Annotated in this window: 14 protein-coding genes; 12 read left to right on the top strand and 2 right to left on the bottom strand. The window is 60.4% G+C overall.

Annotation, left to right across the window (positions count from 1 at the left end; genetic code table 11):
- Positions 1–146: 146 nt before the first annotated feature.
- Entirely contained in the window at positions 147–464 is a 318-nt protein-coding gene (locus K0H47_RS26210) for a Rieske 2Fe-2S domain-containing protein (protein ID WP_063033198.1), read from the top strand.
- Here the strand turns inward: K0H47_RS26210 and sfsA are convergent.
- On the bottom strand, positions 461–1,174 hold the full coding sequence (sfsA, locus tag K0H47_RS26205) for a DNA/RNA nuclease SfsA (protein ID WP_063033199.1): 714 nt from the start codon (positions 1,172–1,174) through the stop codon (positions 461–463). The two genes, K0H47_RS26210 and sfsA, sit on opposite strands and share 4 nt — an antisense overlap.
- Positions 1,174–2,346, bottom strand: coding sequence for a pyridoxal phosphate-dependent aminotransferase (locus tag K0H47_RS26200; RefSeq protein ID WP_063033200.1), 1,173 nt, complete (start codon positions 2,344–2,346; stop codon positions 1,174–1,176). Before K0H47_RS26200 ends, sfsA begins: the two co-directional genes overlap by 1 nt.
- A 321-nt stretch (positions 2,347–2,667) precedes the next feature.
- Here K0H47_RS26200 and dksA point away from each other — a divergent pair, with 321 nt between their 5' ends.
- From dksA to acs, 11 genes are all read left to right on the top strand, one after another.
- Entirely contained in the window at positions 2,668–3,102 is a 435-nt protein-coding gene (gene dksA / locus K0H47_RS26195; RefSeq protein ID WP_010174401.1) for an RNA polymerase-binding protein DksA, read from the top strand.
- Between the two features lie 84 nt (positions 3,103–3,186).
- Positions 3,187–4,074 (top strand): tRNA glutamyl-Q(34) synthetase GluQRS, encoded by an 888-nt coding sequence (gluQRS, locus tag K0H47_RS26190; protein ID WP_017478581.1) that lies wholly within the window; start codon positions 3,187–3,189, stop codon positions 4,072–4,074.
- Positions 4,075–4,136: 62 nt separating this feature from the next.
- Positions 4,137–4,313, top strand: a complete 177-nt coding sequence (locus K0H47_RS26185; RefSeq protein ID WP_003176118.1) for a hypothetical protein — start codon at positions 4,137–4,139, stop codon at positions 4,311–4,313.
- Positions 4,297–7,251: a sensor histidine kinase gene (locus K0H47_RS26180; protein WP_218264340.1), complete on the top strand. Its 2,955-nt coding sequence runs from the start codon at positions 4,297–4,299 to the stop codon at positions 7,249–7,251. Before K0H47_RS26185 ends, K0H47_RS26180 begins: the two co-directional genes overlap by 17 nt.
- 22 nt (positions 7,252–7,273) lie before the next feature.
- A complete protein-coding gene (locus tag K0H47_RS26175) occupies positions 7,274–8,710 on the top strand; it encodes a sigma-54 dependent transcriptional regulator (protein WP_063033203.1) in 1,437 nt (478 codons plus the stop codon).
- Positions 8,711–9,420: 710 nt separating this feature from the next.
- Positions 9,421–10,827, top strand: a complete 1,407-nt coding sequence (locus K0H47_RS26170; protein ID WP_010174368.1) for a polynucleotide adenylyltransferase PcnB — start codon at positions 9,421–9,423, stop codon at positions 10,825–10,827.
- Positions 10,828–10,831: 4 nt separating this feature from the next.
- A complete protein-coding gene (gene folK / locus K0H47_RS26165; RefSeq protein WP_063033204.1) occupies positions 10,832–11,329 on the top strand; it encodes a 2-amino-4-hydroxy-6-hydroxymethyldihydropteridine diphosphokinase in 498 nt (165 codons plus the stop codon).
- A 215-nt stretch (positions 11,330–11,544) separates the two neighbouring features.
- Positions 11,545–12,345: a 3-methyl-2-oxobutanoate hydroxymethyltransferase gene (gene panB / locus K0H47_RS26160; RefSeq protein ID WP_063033205.1), complete on the top strand. Its 801-nt coding sequence runs from the start codon at positions 11,545–11,547 to the stop codon at positions 12,343–12,345.
- On the top strand, positions 12,342–13,193 hold the full coding sequence (panC, locus tag K0H47_RS26155) for a pantoate--beta-alanine ligase (RefSeq protein WP_063033206.1): 852 nt from the start codon (positions 12,342–12,344) through the stop codon (positions 13,191–13,193). The genes panB and panC overlap by 4 nt, the downstream gene beginning before the upstream one ends.
- Before the next feature lie 225 nt (positions 13,194–13,418).
- The gene (gene pgi, locus K0H47_RS26150) at positions 13,419–15,083 is read left to right on the top strand and encodes a glucose-6-phosphate isomerase (RefSeq protein ID WP_017478575.1); all 1,665 of its coding nucleotides are present in this window, start codon (positions 13,419–13,421) and stop codon (positions 15,081–15,083) included.
- A 105-nt stretch (positions 15,084–15,188) separates the two neighbouring features.
- Positions 15,189–17,126: an acetate--CoA ligase gene (acs, locus tag K0H47_RS26145; RefSeq protein WP_219273849.1), complete on the top strand. Its 1,938-nt coding sequence runs from the start codon at positions 15,189–15,191 to the stop codon at positions 17,124–17,126.
- Positions 17,127–17,131 lie beyond the last annotated feature (5 nt).

Genomic DNA, 17,131 nt, shown 5'->3' with positions numbered 1-17,131 from the left:
CTGCCTGACATCGTACAGAGCGCCCAGTCAGCTAACGGGCGAAGCCGGCATTTGATAATTGTTTGCATTTGCACGTCAAGCGCCGGGCTCTTCGGTAAAATCAGGATAGCCTTGCAGCCCGCCAACGACGGTACTTAAGGATCGACATGAAGTTTCTCTGCACCTCGAGCGAACTCGCACCCAACGCCAGTCTCGGTTTCGATATCGACGGCCGCAAGCTGTTTGCCGTGCGTCGCGAAGGCATTGCCTACTTCTATATCAACCGCTGCCCACATCGCGGGGTGCCGCTGGAATGGCAGCCGCACCAGTTTCTAGACCCCAGCGCCAGCCTGATCCACTGCGCCACCCATGGCGCGCTGTTCCTGATCGAAAGCGGAGAGTGCGTCGCCGGGCCTTGTGCCGGCCAGAGCCTGACAGCCCTGCCCGGCCGCGAGGACGAACAGGGTCTTTGGGTAGAAATCTAACCGCCGAGCAATACTTCCAGGCGACGCTCGACGCAGATTTCCTCTGACGTCACCCTCACGCCATAGGCCAACACCTCGACGCCCGCCGCTTTGGCCTCACGCAACGCGGCCGCATAACCGGCATCAATTTCTTCGGCAGGACGCACCGCATCGATCCCCGAGAGGTTGACGCAGTACAACTGCACCGCCCGCACACCCTCACGCGCCAGATGCGCCAACTCCCGCAAATGCTTGGCCCCGCGCTGGGTCACTGCATCGGGGAATGCCGCGGTCGAGGTCCCGTCAAAACCGAGGGTGACGCTTTTGACTTCGACATACGCCGGGCCCGCTGGGTAATCCAGACGGAAATCGATCCGACTGTTTTCCTGACCGTAGGCCACTTCACGCTTCAACGCGGTAAAACCATTGAGTTCCGTGATAACCCCGGCCCGCAGCGCCTCTTCCACCAACTGATTGGCCCGCGCGGTATTCACACACGCCAGGCGCCCTTGCGGGGTTTCGCTGATTTCCCAAGTACCGGGCAGCTTGCGCTTGGGGTCATTGGAGCGGCTGAACCAGACTTGACCACCTTCCAGCATGCAGTTGAACATCGAGCCGGTGTTCGGACAGTGAATGGTCAGGAACTCGCCGGTAACGGTTTCGATATCGGCGAGAAAACGCTTGTAGCGGCGGATCAGCCGGCCTTCTTCGAGGGGAGGATTAAAGCGCATCAGCCTTGCCAACTCCGCAAGCCACGGGCAATCCGCTCGACGGCTTCCTGTAGGCGATCAAGGTTTTGCGTGTAGGCAAAACGCACATGGTGACCGGCTTGATAGCGTCCGAAATCCAGGCCTGGAGTGAACGCAACGTGCTCGGTTTCGAGGAAGTGTCGGCAGAAGGCGAAGGCATCGCCGCCGAATTTGCTGATATCGGCATACAAGTAGAACGCACCTTCCGGCTCGACAGCGATGCCGAAGCCGAGCTCCCGCAGGGCTGGCAGCAGGAAGTCGCGACGACGGCCAAACTCGGCCCGGCGATCCTCAAGAATATTCAACGTTTCCGGGGTAAAGCAGGCCAGGGCCGCATGCTGTGCCATGCTCGGTGCGCTGATGTAGAGATTCTGCGCCAACTTCTCCAATTCACCCACGGCCGCCGGTGGTGCCACCAGCCAACCCAGGCGCCAGCCGGTCATTCCGAAATACTTCGAAAAACTATTTAGAACGAAAGCTTCATCGTCGACTTCCAGCACGCTGGCGGCATCGGTGCCGTAGGTCAGGCCGTGATAGATCTCATCCACCACCAAATGCCCGTTGCGCGCCTTGATGGCGCTCGACAGCCCGGCCAACTCATCGCGCGTCAGGATGGTGCCGGTAGGGTTGGCGGGCGAAGCGACCAACGCGCCCACGCTGTCCTGATCCCAATGACGAGCCACCAGGTCGGCGGTCAGTTGATAACGCACGTCGGGGCCGACCGGGACCAACTGCGCCGCGCCTTCCACCAGTCGCAGGAAGTGGCGGTTGCACGGGTAACCGGGGTCTGCCAGCAGCCAATGCTTACCGGGGTCCACCAGCAAACTGCTCGCCAGCAACAGGGCACCGGAACCGCCGGGTGTAATCAGAATGCGTTCAGGATCGATGCCAAGCCCGTAACGCTGCTGGTAGAAACCGCTGATAGCCTCACGCAACTCCGGCAACCCGCGGGCCGCGGTATAACGGGTCTTGCCATTGGCCAGCGCCGCCTGTCCGGCCTTGATGATCGGCTCGGCGGTGGTGAAGTCCGGCTCGCCGATTTCCAGGTGAATCACGTCGTGACCGGCGGCCTGCAATTCATTGGCCCGCGCCAGCAACGCCATGACATGGAAAGGTTCGATAGCGCGACTGCGCGCACTGTAGGGCTGAGCCATTAGCCTTCCTTAACTGTGAGGACAAACCCCGATTCTACCCAACCCGCCGCGCAAAACCTGCTCTATTGCCCGAAGACATGTAGCAAGCACGGCGAGCAACTACCTGCAAAACAGCTAAAATCAACATTCGAGACCGTACAAGCCCGCCCTGCTGGGGCCTGCGGCGGTTTGCAACCCTCAGGAGACGGTGCCTCGACAACCGGGAGTGGCGCACCCCGAATCTATCTGGTAAGTTCGCCCGCTTGCAGCCGCAGGGCCGGCAGGTGTCGGTGATGTTGCAATCCTGCGCAATGGATTAGAAGAGTGAGAGGCGGTCCATTCATGCCCACCCAAGCAAAGCAACAGAGCATCAGCGGCTTCCAACCCTACGTCGAATCGAAGGGTGAGGAATACATGGGCAAGCCCATGCGCGAACACTTCTCCAAGATCCTGAAGCAGTGGAAACAGGACTTGATGCAAGAGGTTGACCGTACCGTTGACCATATGAAGGACGAAGCGGCCAACTTCCCGGACCCGGCAGACCGTGCCAGCCAGGAAGAAGAGTTCGCCCTTGAACTGCGCGCCCGCGATCGCGAGCGCAAGCTGATCAAGAAAATCGACAAGACCCTGCAACTCATCGAAGACGAAGAGTATGGCTGGTGCGAGTCCTGCGGCGTCGAGATTGGTATTCGCCGCCTGGAAGCGCGTCCTACCGCCGACTTGTGCGTAGACTGCAAGACCTTGGCTGAAATCAAGGAAAAACAGGTCGGCAAGTAACCATCGCCGGGCTGTACAAATGGGGCGTGCGAACGCTCCATTTTTGTTTCTGGCGTTTGCTGGTTTTCCAGTAATATCCGCCCCATGACTGCCTCCTCCTATATCGGGCGTTTCGCCCCCACGCCCAGCGGACACCTGCATTTCGGTTCCCTGGTCGCTGCCCTCGCCTCCTACCTCGACGCCCGTGCCAATCAAGGCCGCTGGCTGATGCGCATGGAAGACCTCGATCCGCCACGGGAAGAGCCCGGCGCCCAGGCCGCAATCCTCAATGCCCTGGAACGCTACGGCTTCGAATGGGACGGGGAATTGGTCCGACAAAGCGAACGGCACGATGCCTACGCCGAAGTGCTCAACCGTCTGTTCAATCACGGCCTGGCCTACGCCTGTACCTGCTCACGCAAGCAACTGGAACCCTACAACGGGATTTATCCAGGACTATGCCGCAATGCCGGCCACGATCAGCAAGATGCCGCCATTCGCCTGCGGGTGCCGGAGCTGGAGTACCACTTTACCGACCGTGTACAAGGCGAATTCCGACAGCATCTGGGTCGTGATGTAGGCGACTTCGTTATCCGCCGCCGCGACGGACTTTATGCCTACCAACTGGCAGTGGTGCTCGATGACGCCTGGCAAGGTGTGACCGACATCGTGCGTGGCGCCGACCTGCTCGACTCCACGCCGCGCCAACTGTATCTGCAGGAACTGCTGGGCCTGCCCCAACCGCGTTACCTGCATGTGCCGCTGATCATCCAGCCGGACGGTAACAAGCTGGGCAAATCCTACCGTTCCCCCCCCTTGACCACAGACCAGGCCACGCCTTTGCTGTTAAGAGCACTGCGCGCCCTGGGCCAGCCAGCGGGCGACGAACTGAACCACGCCAGCCCACGGGAACTGCTGGATTGGGGCATTGCGCACTGGGATGCTCCACAGATCCCGCGCACACTCACGCTGGCCGAAGCGCAATTGCGCTGAAGGCGCTTGCAGCTTGCGAGCCATCCGTTACCATCGCCGCAGTTTTTCAATCAGAGGCCAACATGTACATCTATCGATTGGTCCTGCTTTTGGTCGTCGGGATCTACCTGTTTTCTCCTGCCATCATGGATTGGTGGATCGACGCCACAGGCGCCTGGTACCGGCCCTATCTGCTTTGGCTGATTCTGATCGTCGTGACTTTCATCCTGCAGAGCCAAAAAGATGCCGATGAGCTTTAGCCTGACCGAGATGCTGCTGATCAGCGCCGCCTACCTGGCCGCGCTGTTCGGGGTAGCCTGGATCAGTGAACGTGGAATGATTCCGCGGGCGATCATTCGCCATCCGTTGACCTACACCTTGTCCCTGGGCGTGTATGCCAGCGCCTGGGCGTTCTATGGCACGGTGGGCCTGGCCTATCAGTATGGATACGGCTTTCTTTCGAGTTATCTCGGGGTGTCCGGGGCGTTCTTGCTGGCGCCGGTGCTGTTGTATCCGATCCTGAAAATCACCCGCACCTATCAGCTGTCGTCCCTGGCCGACCTGTTTGCGTTCCGCTTCCGCAGCACCTGGGCCGGTGCGCTGACCACGATCTTCATGCTGATCGGCGTGCTGCCGTTGCTGGCATTGCAGATCCAGGCGGTGGCCGACTCCATCAGCATCCTCACCCGTGAGCCGGTGCAACACCGCGTGGCATTGAGCTTCTGCGCACTGATCACCCTGTTCACGATTTTCTTCGGCTCACGGCATATCGCTACCCGTGAGAAACATGAAGGGCTGGTGTTCGCGATCGCGTTTGAATCGGTGATCAAGCTGATCGCCATTGGCGGTGTCGGCCTGTATGCGCTCTACGGGGTATTTGACGGCCCGCAACAGCTGGAACTGTGGCTGCTGCAAAACCAGACCGCCCTGGCCGCGCTGCACACGCCATTGCAGGAAGGCCCATGGCGCACGCTGCTTCTGGTGTTTTTCGCCTCGGCCATCGTGATGCCGCACATGTACCACATGACCTTCACCGAAAACCTCAATCCTCGCTCGCTGGTCAGCGCCAGCTGGGGCTTGCCGTTGTTCCTGCTGCTGATGAGCCTGGCGGTGCCGCTGATTCTCTGGGCGGGCCTGAAACTGGGCGCTACCACCAACCCCGAATACTTCACGCTGGGCGTCGGCATTGCCGCCAACAGCAAGTCACTGGCATTGCTGGCCTATGTCGGTGGTTTGTCAGCCTCCAGCGGGCTGATCATCGTCAGCACCCTCGCCCTGTCGGGGATGGCGCTTAATCACCTGGTGTTGCCACTCTACCAGCCACCGGCCGAAGGCAATATCTACCGCTGGCTGAAATGGACCCGCCGCGCGCTGATCGTCGCGATCATCATGGCCGGTTATGGCTTCTACCTGTTGCTGGGTGCCGAGCAGGACCTGGCCAACCTGGGCATCGTCGCCTTCGTTGCCACCTTGCAGTTCCTGCCGGGGGTGTTGTCGGTGCTGTACTGGCCGACTGCCAACCGCCGAGGCTTTATCGCCGGGCTGCTGGCCGGGATCCTGGTATGGACCGTGACCATGCTGCTGCCGCTGGTGGGCAACTTGCAGGGCTTCTACATCCCGCTGTTGAACATGATCTACGTGTTGGACGACACCAGTTGGCACATGGCGGCGATTGCCTCGCTGGCGGCCAACGTGCTGATGTTCACCCTCTTCTCGCTGTTCACCAACGCCAGCCCGGAAGAAACCAGCGCCGCCGAAGCCTGCGCTGTGGATAACGTGCGTCGCCCGCAACGCCGCGAATTGCATGCCGCCTCACCCCAGGAATTCGCCACGCAATTGGCCAAGCCATTGGGCGCCAAGGCCGCGCAAAAGGAAGTCGAGCAGGCCCTGCGCGATCTCTACCTGCCGTTCGACGAACGCCGACCTTATGCGCTGCGCCGTCTGCGGGACCGCATCGAAGCCAACCTGTCCGGCTTGATGGGCCCGAGCGTGTCCCAGGACATGGTCGAGACCTTCCTGCCCTACAAGGCCGGCGGCGAAAACTACGTGACCGAAGACATCCACTTCATCGAGAGCCGGCTGGAGGATTACCACTCGCGCCTCACTGGCCTTGCCGCCGAACTCGATGCCTTGCGCCGCTATCACCGCCAGACGCTGCAGGAGTTACCGATGGGCGTCTGCTCCCTGGCCAAGGATCAAGAGATCCTGATGTGGAACAAGGCCATGGAAGAACTCACCGGCATCGCCGCCCAACGCGTGGTGGGCTCACGCCTGAATACCATCGGCGACCCGTGGAAAGAATTGCTCCAGGGCTTCATCAACCTGCCCGACGAACACTTGCATAAACAGCACCTGGCGCTGGACGGCCAGACCCGCTGGCTCAACCTGCACAAGGCCGCCATCGATGAGCCACTGGCGCCCGGCAACAGCGGCCTGGTGCTGCTGGTAGAAGACCTGACCGACACCCAAATGCTCGAAGACAAGCTGGTGCACTCTGAGCGACTGGCCAGCATCGGGCGCCTGGCCGCCGGTGTGGCCCATGAAATCGGCAATCCGATCACCGGTATCGCCTGTCTTGCGCAAAACCTGCGGGAAGAGCGCGAAGAAGACGGCGAAATCATCGAGATCAGCGGGCAGATTCTGGAGCAGACCAAGCGTGTTTCGCGCATTGTGCAGTCCCTGATGAGCTTTGCCCACGCAGGCGCTCACCAGAATCACGACGAGGCCGTGTGCCTGGCTGAAGTGGCCCAGGATGCCATTGGGCTGCTGGCCTTGAACCGGCGCAATTTCGAAGTACAGTTCTTTAACCTGTGCGATCCGGAACACTGGGTCGACGGCGATTCACAACGCCTGGCCCAAGTGCTGATCAACCTGTTGTCCAACGCCCGTGATGCATCGCCGGCCGGCAGTGCAGTACGGGTCAAGAGCGAGGCTTTCGAGCACACGGTCGACCTGATCGTGGAGGACGAAGGCAGCGGCATTCCACAGAACATCATGGATCGATTGTTCGAACCCTTCTTCACCACCAAGGATCCGGGTGAAGGTACCGGTCTGGGCCTTGCACTGGTCTATTCCATCGTTGAAGAGCATTATGGACAAATCACCATCGACAGCCCGGCTGACACCGAAAGCCAACGCGGCACCCGTATTCGGGTGACCTTGCCGCGTCATGTCGAAGCGACGTCCGCTGTGAACTGAGACCGTCGAGAGAGTTGAATCAATGCCGCACATTTTGATCGTCGAAGACGAAACCATTATCCGCTCTGCCTTGCGTCGCCTGCTTGAACGTAATCAGTACCAGGTCAGCGAAGCCGGCTCGGTGCAGGAAGCCCAAGAGCGTTTCAGTATTCCCACGTTCGACCTGATCGTCAGTGACCTGCGTTTGCCCGGCGCCCCTGGCACCGAGCTGATCAAGCTCGGCCAAGGCACGCCGGTGCTGATCATGACCAGCTACGCCAGCCTGCGCTCGGCAGTGGACTCGATGAAGATGGGCGCGGTGGACTACATCGCCAAGCCTTTCGACCACGACGAAATGCTCCAGGCCGTGGCCCGCATCCTGCGTGACCGTCAATCCGCCAGCAGTACACCGGCTGAACGCCCGGCAGCGGGCAAGGCCGTCAACGGCGCTGAAAAGCCCGGCGTGGATAACAGTAATGGCGAAATCGGCATTATCGGCTCCTGCCCACCGATGCAGGACCTGTACAGCAAGATCCGCAAAGTGGCGCCCACTGACTCCAATGTATTGATTCAGGGCGAATCCGGCACCGGTAAAGAACTGGTGGCCCGCGCCCTGCACAACCTGTCCAAGCGCGCCAAGGCACCGATGATCTCGGTGAACTGCGCGGCGATCCCCGAATCCCTGATCGAATCCGAATTGTTCGGCCATGAAAAAGGCGCCTTTACCGGCGCCAGCGCTGGCCGTGCGGGCTTGGTTGAAGCTGCCGACGGTGGCACGCTGTTCCTCGACGAGATTGGCGAACTGCCACTGGAAGCTCAGGCACGCTTGCTGCGGGTCCTCCAGGAAGGCGAAATCCGCCGCGTCGGCTCGGTACAGTCGCAAAAGGTCGACGTACGACTGATCGCGGCCACGCACCGTGACCTGAAAAGCCTGGCCAAAATTGGCCAGTTCCGTGAAGACCTTTATTACCGCCTGCACGTGATCGCACTCAAACTGCCGGCTTTGCGTGAGCGTGGCGCCGACGTCAATGAGATCGCTACGGCCTTCCTGGCCCGCCAAAGTGCACGAATCAACCGTACCGACCTGAAGTTTGCCGCCGATGCCGAGCAGGCAATCCGTCACTATTCCTGGCCGGGTAACGTGCGGGAGCTGGAGAACGCTGTAGAGCGCGCAGTGATTCTGTCGGAGAGCCCGGAAATTTCCGCCGAGCTGCTGGGGATCGATATCGAGCTCAGCGACCTGGATGACGATGACTTTATCGGCCTGCCGCCTCAGCAGGGTGGCAGTAACAACAGCCATGAGCCGACGGAAGATTTGTCATTGGAGGATTACTTCCAGCACTTCGTCCTAGAGCACCAGGACCATATGACCGAGACCGAACTGGCGCGCAAACTGGGCGTCAGCCGTAAATGCCTGTGGGAACGGCGCCAGCGCCTGGGTATCCCGCGGCGCAAGACCGGGGTTGCCAGCGAAAGCTGAGTGGGTGGCCCCACAGGTAACACCTTCAGATGTGAAAAAACTGTTACCGCTGATTTTTCACGTAACAAAAGCCGGGGCTTACGGTAACGAAGCCCCGGCTTTTTTTCGCCTTCAAGAAACCCGAAAGCGCTCCGAACCCCTTATTTTGCTGGGCCTCGCAAAAGTTGGCACGCACCCTGCTATATGCTTAGTACAAAAACAATAACAAGCAAATGTACAAGACAATAAAAATAAGACGAATCGACTCACGCATAACAAAAACAACACGGCGGAGGCGCAGCTAACTGATTCTTTTGGAGAGGCGTTGCATTTGGGGCTTGCCCCGCAACCAGGCCGAGAACAACAAAAACTGCCCTAAGGCAGAGCCTGAACTGGTTGGATCGTAGATCAGCAACACAGCGACCAAAGCAATCCGTTTGCTCTTGGCTCCCGATTGGGAGTGTCATGAAGGTGAAGCTTCATGGCGAGGGCGATCAACAAAAACAAGAAGCCCGAAACCAATAATAAAAATAGAGCACGCAACTACTTCTGGGGGAGCTTCGGCTCCCCTTGTAGTTTCCGCAATTTGGCACTCGCCACCCTTCTTTTAAGCTTCTGGCTCAAGCCTTGCAGCTAGTTCCTACACCATCCCCTGACTAAATGCTAGAATCCCGGCCCATCATGCGGTCATTCTTCGTTATGGCCGAACATTCCTTCAAACAGTGCATCCCATGCTGAAGAAGTTGTTCCAGTCATTCCGTTCTCCCTTGCGTCGTACGCAACACAAACGCAGCACGCCTGAAGTGCTCAATAGCAGCCAGCATTCGCTGCAACGCGCCCAGTTCAGCCGTTATGCGGTGAACATCGTCGAACGTTTGCAGAACGCCGGCTACCAGGCTTACCTGGTTGGCGGTTGCGTGCGCGACATGTTGCTCAACATCACTCCCAAGGATTTCGACGTCGCCACCAGTGCCACGCCGGAACAAGTGCGTGCCGAATTCCGCAATGCGCGGATCATTGGTCGGCGCTTCAAGTTGGTGCATATCCACTTTGGTCGCGAGATCATCGAGGTCGCGACCTTCCGCGCCAACCACCCACAAAACGATGAAGAAGAAGACACCAACCAGTCTTCCCGCAATGAAAGCGGACGCATCCTGCGGGACAACGTCTACGGCACCCTGGAAGAAGACGCGCAACGCCGCGATTTCACCATCAATGCCCTCTATTACGATCCAGTCAGCGAGCGCATCCTCGATTACGCCAACGGCGTGCACGACATTCGCAACAACCTGCTGCGCCTGATCGGCGATCCGACGCAACGCTACCAGGAAGACCCGGTGCGCATGCTGCGGGCCGTACGTTTCGCGGCCAAGTTGAACTTCGGGATCGAGAAGCACACGGCCGCACCGATTCGCGACCTGGCGCCGATGCTGCGGGAAATCCCGTCGGCACGCCTGTTCGAAGAGGTGCTCAAGTTGTTCCTCTCCGGCTATGCCGCCGACACCTTCGAAATGCTGGTTGACCTGCAGTTGTTCGACCCATTGTTCCCGGCCAGCGCCGAGGCACTGGAGTACAACCCGACCTACACCCACACGCTGATCAGCGAAGCCTTGATTAACACCGACCTGCGCATCAAGCAGAACAAACCGGTCACCCCGGCGTTCCTCTTTGCCGCCCTGTTGTGGCCTGCGCTGCCGAAACGCGTCATGCGCCTGCAAGACCGTGGCATGCCGGCAATTCCAGCCATGCAGGAAGCTGCTCACGAGCTGATCGCCGAGCAATGCCAGCGCATCGCCATCCCGAAACGCTTCACCATGCCGATCCGTGAGATCTGGGACATGCAGGAGCGCCTGCCACGCCGCAGCGGCAAACGTGCCGACCTGTTGCTGGACAACCCGCGCTTCCGTGCCGGCTATGACTTCCTGCTGCTGCGTGAAAGCGCCGGCGAGCAGACCGACGGCCTTGGCGAGTGGTGGACCGACTACCAGGACGCCAACGACAGCCAGCGCCGCGAGATGATCAAAGAGCTCAGCAGCAAAGGCGAAGCCACCGGCGATGGCCCGAAAAAACGTCGCCGCAGCAGTGGCAGCAAGCGCAAACGTAGCGCTGGCGACGCTTCGAGTGCGTCTGGCGAGTAAGCACGTGGAACGTATCTACATCGGCATGGGCAGCAACCTGGCGGCCCCTGAACAACAATTGCGCCATGCCGTGGAGGCCTTGGCGCAGTTGCCGAACACCACGCTGGCGGGCGTCTCCGCTTTCTATCAAAGTGATTCCCTGCTCCCGGGCCAACCGCGCTACACCAATGCGGTGGCGGCCCTGGACAGCGAACTTGCGCCCCTGCAACTGCTTGATGCCCTGCAAACCATCGAGAATGACCAGGGCCGCGAGCGCCTCGAGCGCTGGGGCCCGCGCACCCTGGACCTGGACATCCTGGTATTTGGTGACCGGTTGATCGACGAGCCGCGCCTGAAGGTGCCGCACTATCAGATGCATCTGCGGGCATTCGTGCTTTACCCATTGGCAGAACTGGCCCCCGCCAGCCTGCAACTCGCCGATGGCCGCCAGCTCAGCGACCTGTTGGACGCCTGCCCGTTTGTCGGCCTGGAACGCCTGGCGCCTGCTGAATCGCATCAGTAACAGCGGTAACACCCCGGCCGTAACAATGCGGTAACACATCCAATTGACTTCCAGAGTCCTCCTCACGACTATAGGCGTCCCGCTGCCGCCTACCCGGCGCTAAAGGGCGCAATCCAGGCCTTATAAGCACTGATCCTTAAGAAAGTGCGCCTGTATAAACGAAGACTCACGCGCGTTACTCGCTGTTTCCAAGCGCCTGAATGAGGACCCTTTTCATGCCAAACGTTACCCTGAGCACCTTGCAGAGCCTCAAACTCAAAGGTGAAAAGATCACCATGCTGACCTGCTACGACGCCACTTTTGCCCAGGCCAGCTGCCAGGCAGGGGTTGAAGTGTTGTTGGTGGGGGACTCCCTGGGCATGGTTCTACAAGGGAATGACAGCACCCTGCCGGTCACCAACGACGAAATCGCTTACCACACAGCCTGCGTCAAACGCGGGAACGAAGGCGCCTTCATCATCGCCGACCTGCCCTTCATGGCCGACGCCACCATCGAACAGACCCTGACCAACAGCGCTCAACTGATGCGTGCCGGTGCGCACATGGTCAAGGTTGAAGGTGCTGCCTGGCTCGCGGAGTCGATTCGCTTGCTGGCCGAACGCGGCGTGCCGGTTTGCGCGCACATGGGCCTGACGCCCCAGTCGGTGAATATCCTCGGCGGCTACAAGGTACAGGGCCGCGGCGAAGCCCAGGCGCGCCAGATGCGGGCCGATGCCATCGCCCTGGAGCAGGCCGGTGCATGCATGATTCTGTTGGAATGCGTACCAAGCGAGTTGGCAGCGGAAATCACCCAGGCCGTCAAAATCCCGGTGATTGGTATCGGCGCAGGTTCCGGCACCGACGGCCAGGTATTGGTGCTGCACGACATGCTGGGCCTGTCCCTGACCGGTCGCGTACCCAAGTTCGTGAAGAACTTCATGGCTGGCCAGGACAGCATTCAATCGGCGCTTGCCGCCTACGTCAGCGAAGTCAAAGCCGCTACCTTCCCAGGCGCTGAACACGGATTCTCTGCATGAACACCGTCAAAACCGTGCGCGAACTGCGCGCCGCCGTCGCCCATGCCCGCAGCGCGGGCAAACGCATCGGCTTCGTGCCCACCATGGGCAACCTGCACAGCGGCCATGCCACGCTGGTGACCAAGGCGGCGCAACAAGCGGACTTCGTCGTCGCGAGCATTTTCGTCAACCCGCTGCAATTTGGCGCCGGCGAAGACTTGGACAAATACCCACGCACCCTGGCGGCTGACCAGGAGAAGCTGCTGCAAGCCGGTTGCAACCTGCTGTTCGCCCCGACCGTCGACGAGATGTACCCCGACGGCATGGCCGGCCAGACACGGGTCAGCGTGCCACAACTGTCCGAAGGCCTGTGCGGCGCCAGCCGTCCCGGGCATTTTGAAGGCGTGGCCACGGTGGTCAGCAAGCTGTTCAATATGGTCCAGCCAGACCTGGCGATCTTTGGCCAGAAGGACTACCAGCAACTGGCAGTCATTCGCGCCATGGTCCATGACCTGAACATGCCGATCCAGATTATCGGCGAGCCGACCGTTCGCGCCGACGATGGCCTCGCGCTGTCGTCGCGCAATGGTTATCTCACCGAAGAGCAGCGCGCCATCGCGCCGGTGCTGTACCGCAGCCTCAGCCAGATTGCCGCCGCCATTGAAGCGGGCGACCGCGATTTCGCCAAACTGCGTGCCGCACAGGTCCAGCAGATTGAAGCCGCCGGTTTTCGCATGGACTACCTGGAGGTCCGCCAGGGCCTGCACCTGCGCCCGGCCACCGCTGAAGACAAGGATCTGGTGATTCTGGTCGCCGCCTACCTGGGCGCCACCCGGCTGATCGACAACCTGCATTTGCACCTGAACTGACCCCGCCGCATACCCCGCCTGTTGCACTGCCTGATCGGCCGGTATAAAAAAGTACCGGCCACAGCGCAGACAAAGCCAAGACAGATCGACACGCTAGGTTTAATGTATTCGCCCTACGCTATTCGTTGGCGTCGACCGGAGCCTGTCATCTTCACAAAGACAGCACATTCCCGGCTTTAAAGTGTCCTACCAGCAGTCCCAGCAATAAAAAGGAAACCCGCAGCGATGGCGTACTACCGCACTCCTCATGACGTTACCGCTCTGCCCGCCTGGCAAGCGCTCAATCAACATCGCCAAGCCATGCAGGATTTCAGCATGCGCGAAGCCTTTAATGCCGATCCCCAGCGCTTTACCCAGTTCACCTTGAGCAGCTGCGGACTTTTCCTCGATTACTCGAAAAACCTGATCACCAGCGAAACCCGCGACCTGCTGGTAGGCCTGGCCAAGGAAGTCGACCTTCAGGGCGCGATCAAGTCGCTGTTCAACGGCGAGCCGGTCAACTCTTCCGAAGGCCGCCCGGCGCTGCACACCGCGCTGCGTCGTCCAGTGGGTGACAAGCTGTCGGTCAACGGCGTGAACATCATGCCGGACGTGCACAAGGTGCTGAACCAGATCACTGACCTGGTCGGGCGCATCCACGATGGCCTGTGGCGTGGCTACACCGAGAAGCCGATCACCGACGTGGTGAACATCGGCATCGGTGGCTCGTTCCTCGGCCCGGAGCTGGTGTCTGAAGCACTGTTGTCCTACGCCCACAAAGGCGTGCGCTGCCATTACCTGGCGAACATCGACGGCAGTGAGTTCCACGAGCTGACCATGAAGCTGCGCGCCGAGACCACGCTGTTCATCGTCTCGTCGAAATCCTTCAACACCCTCGAAACCCTGAAAAACGCCCAGGCCGCCCGCGCCTGGTACCTGGCCCAGGGTGGCTCGGAAGCCGAGCTGTATCGCCACTTCATCGCTGTGTCGAGCAACAACGCCGCCGCCGTGGCCTTCGGTATCCGCGAAGAAAACATCTTCCCGATGTGGGACTGGGTGGGCGGTCGTTACTCGCTGTGGTCGGCCATCGGCCTGCCGATCGCGCTGGCCATCGGCATGTCCAACTTCAAGGAACTGCTGTCCGGTGCCTACACCATGGACCAGCACTTCCAGACCGCGCCGTTCGAAGCGAACATGCCCGTGCTGCTGGGTCTGCTGGGCGTGTGGTACGGCAATTTCTGGGGCGCGCAGAGTCACGCGATCCTGCCGTACGACCACTATCTGCGTAACATCACCAAGCACCTGCAACAGCTGGATATGGAATCCAACGGCAAGAGCGTGCGCCAGGACGGTACGCCGGTTTCCACCGACACCGGCCCGGTTATCTGGGGCGGCGTAGGCTGCAACGGTCAGCATGCTTACCACCAGTTGCTGCACCAGGGCACCCAGCTGATCCCGGCCGACTTCATCGTGCCGATCGTCAGCTTCAACCCGGTCTCCGACCACCATCAGTGGCTGTACGCCAACTGCCTGTCCCAGAGCCAGGCCCTGATGCTCGGCAAGACCCGCGCCGAAGCTGAAGCCGAGCTGCGCGACAAAGGCATGGCCGAAGCCGAAGTGCAGAAGCTGGCACCGCACAAGGTGATCCCGGGCAACCGTCCGAGCAACACCATTGTGGTTGAGCGCATCAGCCCTCGTCGCCTCGGCGCGCTGGTGGCGATGTATGAGCACAAAGTGTTCGTGCAAAGCGTCATCTGGGGTATCAACGCCTTCGACCAATGGGGCGTGGAGCTGGGCAAGGAGCTGGGCAAAGGCGTCTACAACCGCCTGACCGGCACCGAAGAACAGCCTGCGGACGATGCGTCCACCCAAGGGTTGATCAACTACTTCCGCGGCCGTCACCGCGGTTGATGTAATGCCCGCAAGGCCAACGTCTGTTTGGACGTTGGCCTTGAACCCGCCTGCCACAGGGTGCATCTTTATTGCTTGTCGCAAAAACAAGAATAAGGATCCCTCATGTTCGATATCAGCATGTTCCCCTCCGCCGATGCCGTCCGCCGGGCTGCGCAACTCAGTCAAGAGGACTATCAGCGCCTCTACCGCCAATCCGTCGAGCAACCCGACACCTTCTGGGCCGAACAAGCCAAGCGCTTTCTCGACTGGTCCACGCCCTGGCAGACCGTCCAGACATCCGACATCAAGACCGGTGCCGCCCAATGGTTTGCCGGCGGCCAACTGAACGTCAGTTACAACTGCATCGACCGTCACCTGGCCCAACGTGCCGACCAGCCGGCCTTCATCTGGGAAGGCGATGATCCTGCAAAGTCTTCCAAAATTACCTACCGCCAACTCCACCAAAACGTCAGCCGTCTAGCCAACGTGCTGAAAAGCCGTGGCGTGAAGAAAGGCGACCGGGTGTGTATCTACATGCCGATGATTCCCGAGGCGGCCTACGCCATGCTGGCCTGTACGCGGATCGGTGCGGTGCATTCGGTGGTGTTTGGTGGTTTCTCGCCAGACGCCCTGCGCGACCGCATTCTCGACGCCGACTGCCGCACAGTGATCACCGCCGATGAAGGCGTACGCGGGGGCAAGCCGGTAGCGCTGAAACAGAATGTCGACAAGGCCCTGGCCAGTTGCCCGGACGTCAGCACGGTACTGGTAGTGCAGCGCACCGGCGCGGCGGTCAATTGGACTGAAGGGCGCGACCTCAAGTATCAGCAAGCCCTGGACGCGGCCAGCGACGACTGCCCGCCCGAGCCAATGGACGCGGAAGACCCGCTGTTTATCCTCTACACCTCCGGCAGCACCGGCAAACCCAAAGGTGTGCTCCACACCACCGGCGGTTACCTGCTGCAGGCTGCGATGACATTCAAGTACGTACTCGACTACCGCGACGGCGAAGTGTTCTGGTGCACCGCCGATGTCGGCTGGGTGACCGGCCACAGTTATATCGTCTATGGGCCATTGGCCAATGGCGCCACATCGCTGATGTTCGAGGGTGTGCCGAGTTATCCGGACAGCTCGCGCTTCTGGCAGGTGATCGACAAGCATCAGGTCAATATCTTCTACACCGCGCCTACGGCGTTGCGCGCGCTGATGCGTGAAGGCCACGGCCCACTGGAAAACACCTCCCGCGCCAGCCTTCGCCTGCTGGGCAGTGTCGGCGAACCGATCAACCCGGAGGCCTGGGACTGGTACTTCAACGCAGTGGGCGAACAACGCTGCCCGATTGTCGACACCTGGTGGCAGACCGAAACCGGCGGCATCATGCTCAGCCCGCTGGTCAGCGCCCAACGGATCAAGCCCGGTTGCGCCACCCAACCCATGTTTGGCGTGGTGCCCGTACTGCTGGATGAGCAAGGCAAGGAAATCAGCGGCGCCGGCGGCGGCGTGCTGGCGATTAAATCCAGTTGGCCGGGGCAGATTCGCAGCGTGTACGGCGACCCGCAACGGATGATCGATACCTATTTCAAACCCTATCCGGGCTACTACTTCACCGGCGACGGCGCCCGGCGAGACGAGAACGGCGACTACTGGATCACCGGACGTATCGATGATGTGATCAACGTGTCCGGGCACCGTATCGGCACCGCCGAGGTGGAAAGCGCGCTGGTGTTGCATGATCAGGTCGCCGAAGCCGCCGTGGTGGGCTATCCCCACGACGTCAAAGGCCAGGGCATCTATGCCTTCGTCACGCCCATGAATGGCGTCGAGCCCGACGAGGCGCTGAAAAAACACCTGCTGGATCTGGTAAGCAAGGAAATCGGCAGTTTCGCCAAGCCCGAGCTGATTCAATGGGCACCGGCCTTGCCGAAAACCCGCTCAGGCAAGATCATGCGGCGGATTTTGCGCAAGATTGCCTGCAACGAACTGGACAGCCTGGGGGATACTTCCACCCTGGCCGACCCGAGCGTGGTAGATGGCCTGATCGACAAGCGCCTCAACCGATAGGAACC

This window comes from Pseudomonas sp. Xaverov 83, from assembly GCF_019352905.1.
GTDB lineage: Bacteria > Pseudomonadota > Gammaproteobacteria > Pseudomonadales > Pseudomonadaceae > Aquipseudomonas > Aquipseudomonas yamanorum.
Note: the sequence above shows the minus strand (reverse complement) of the source record. Positions and strands in the feature narration are given on the sequence as shown.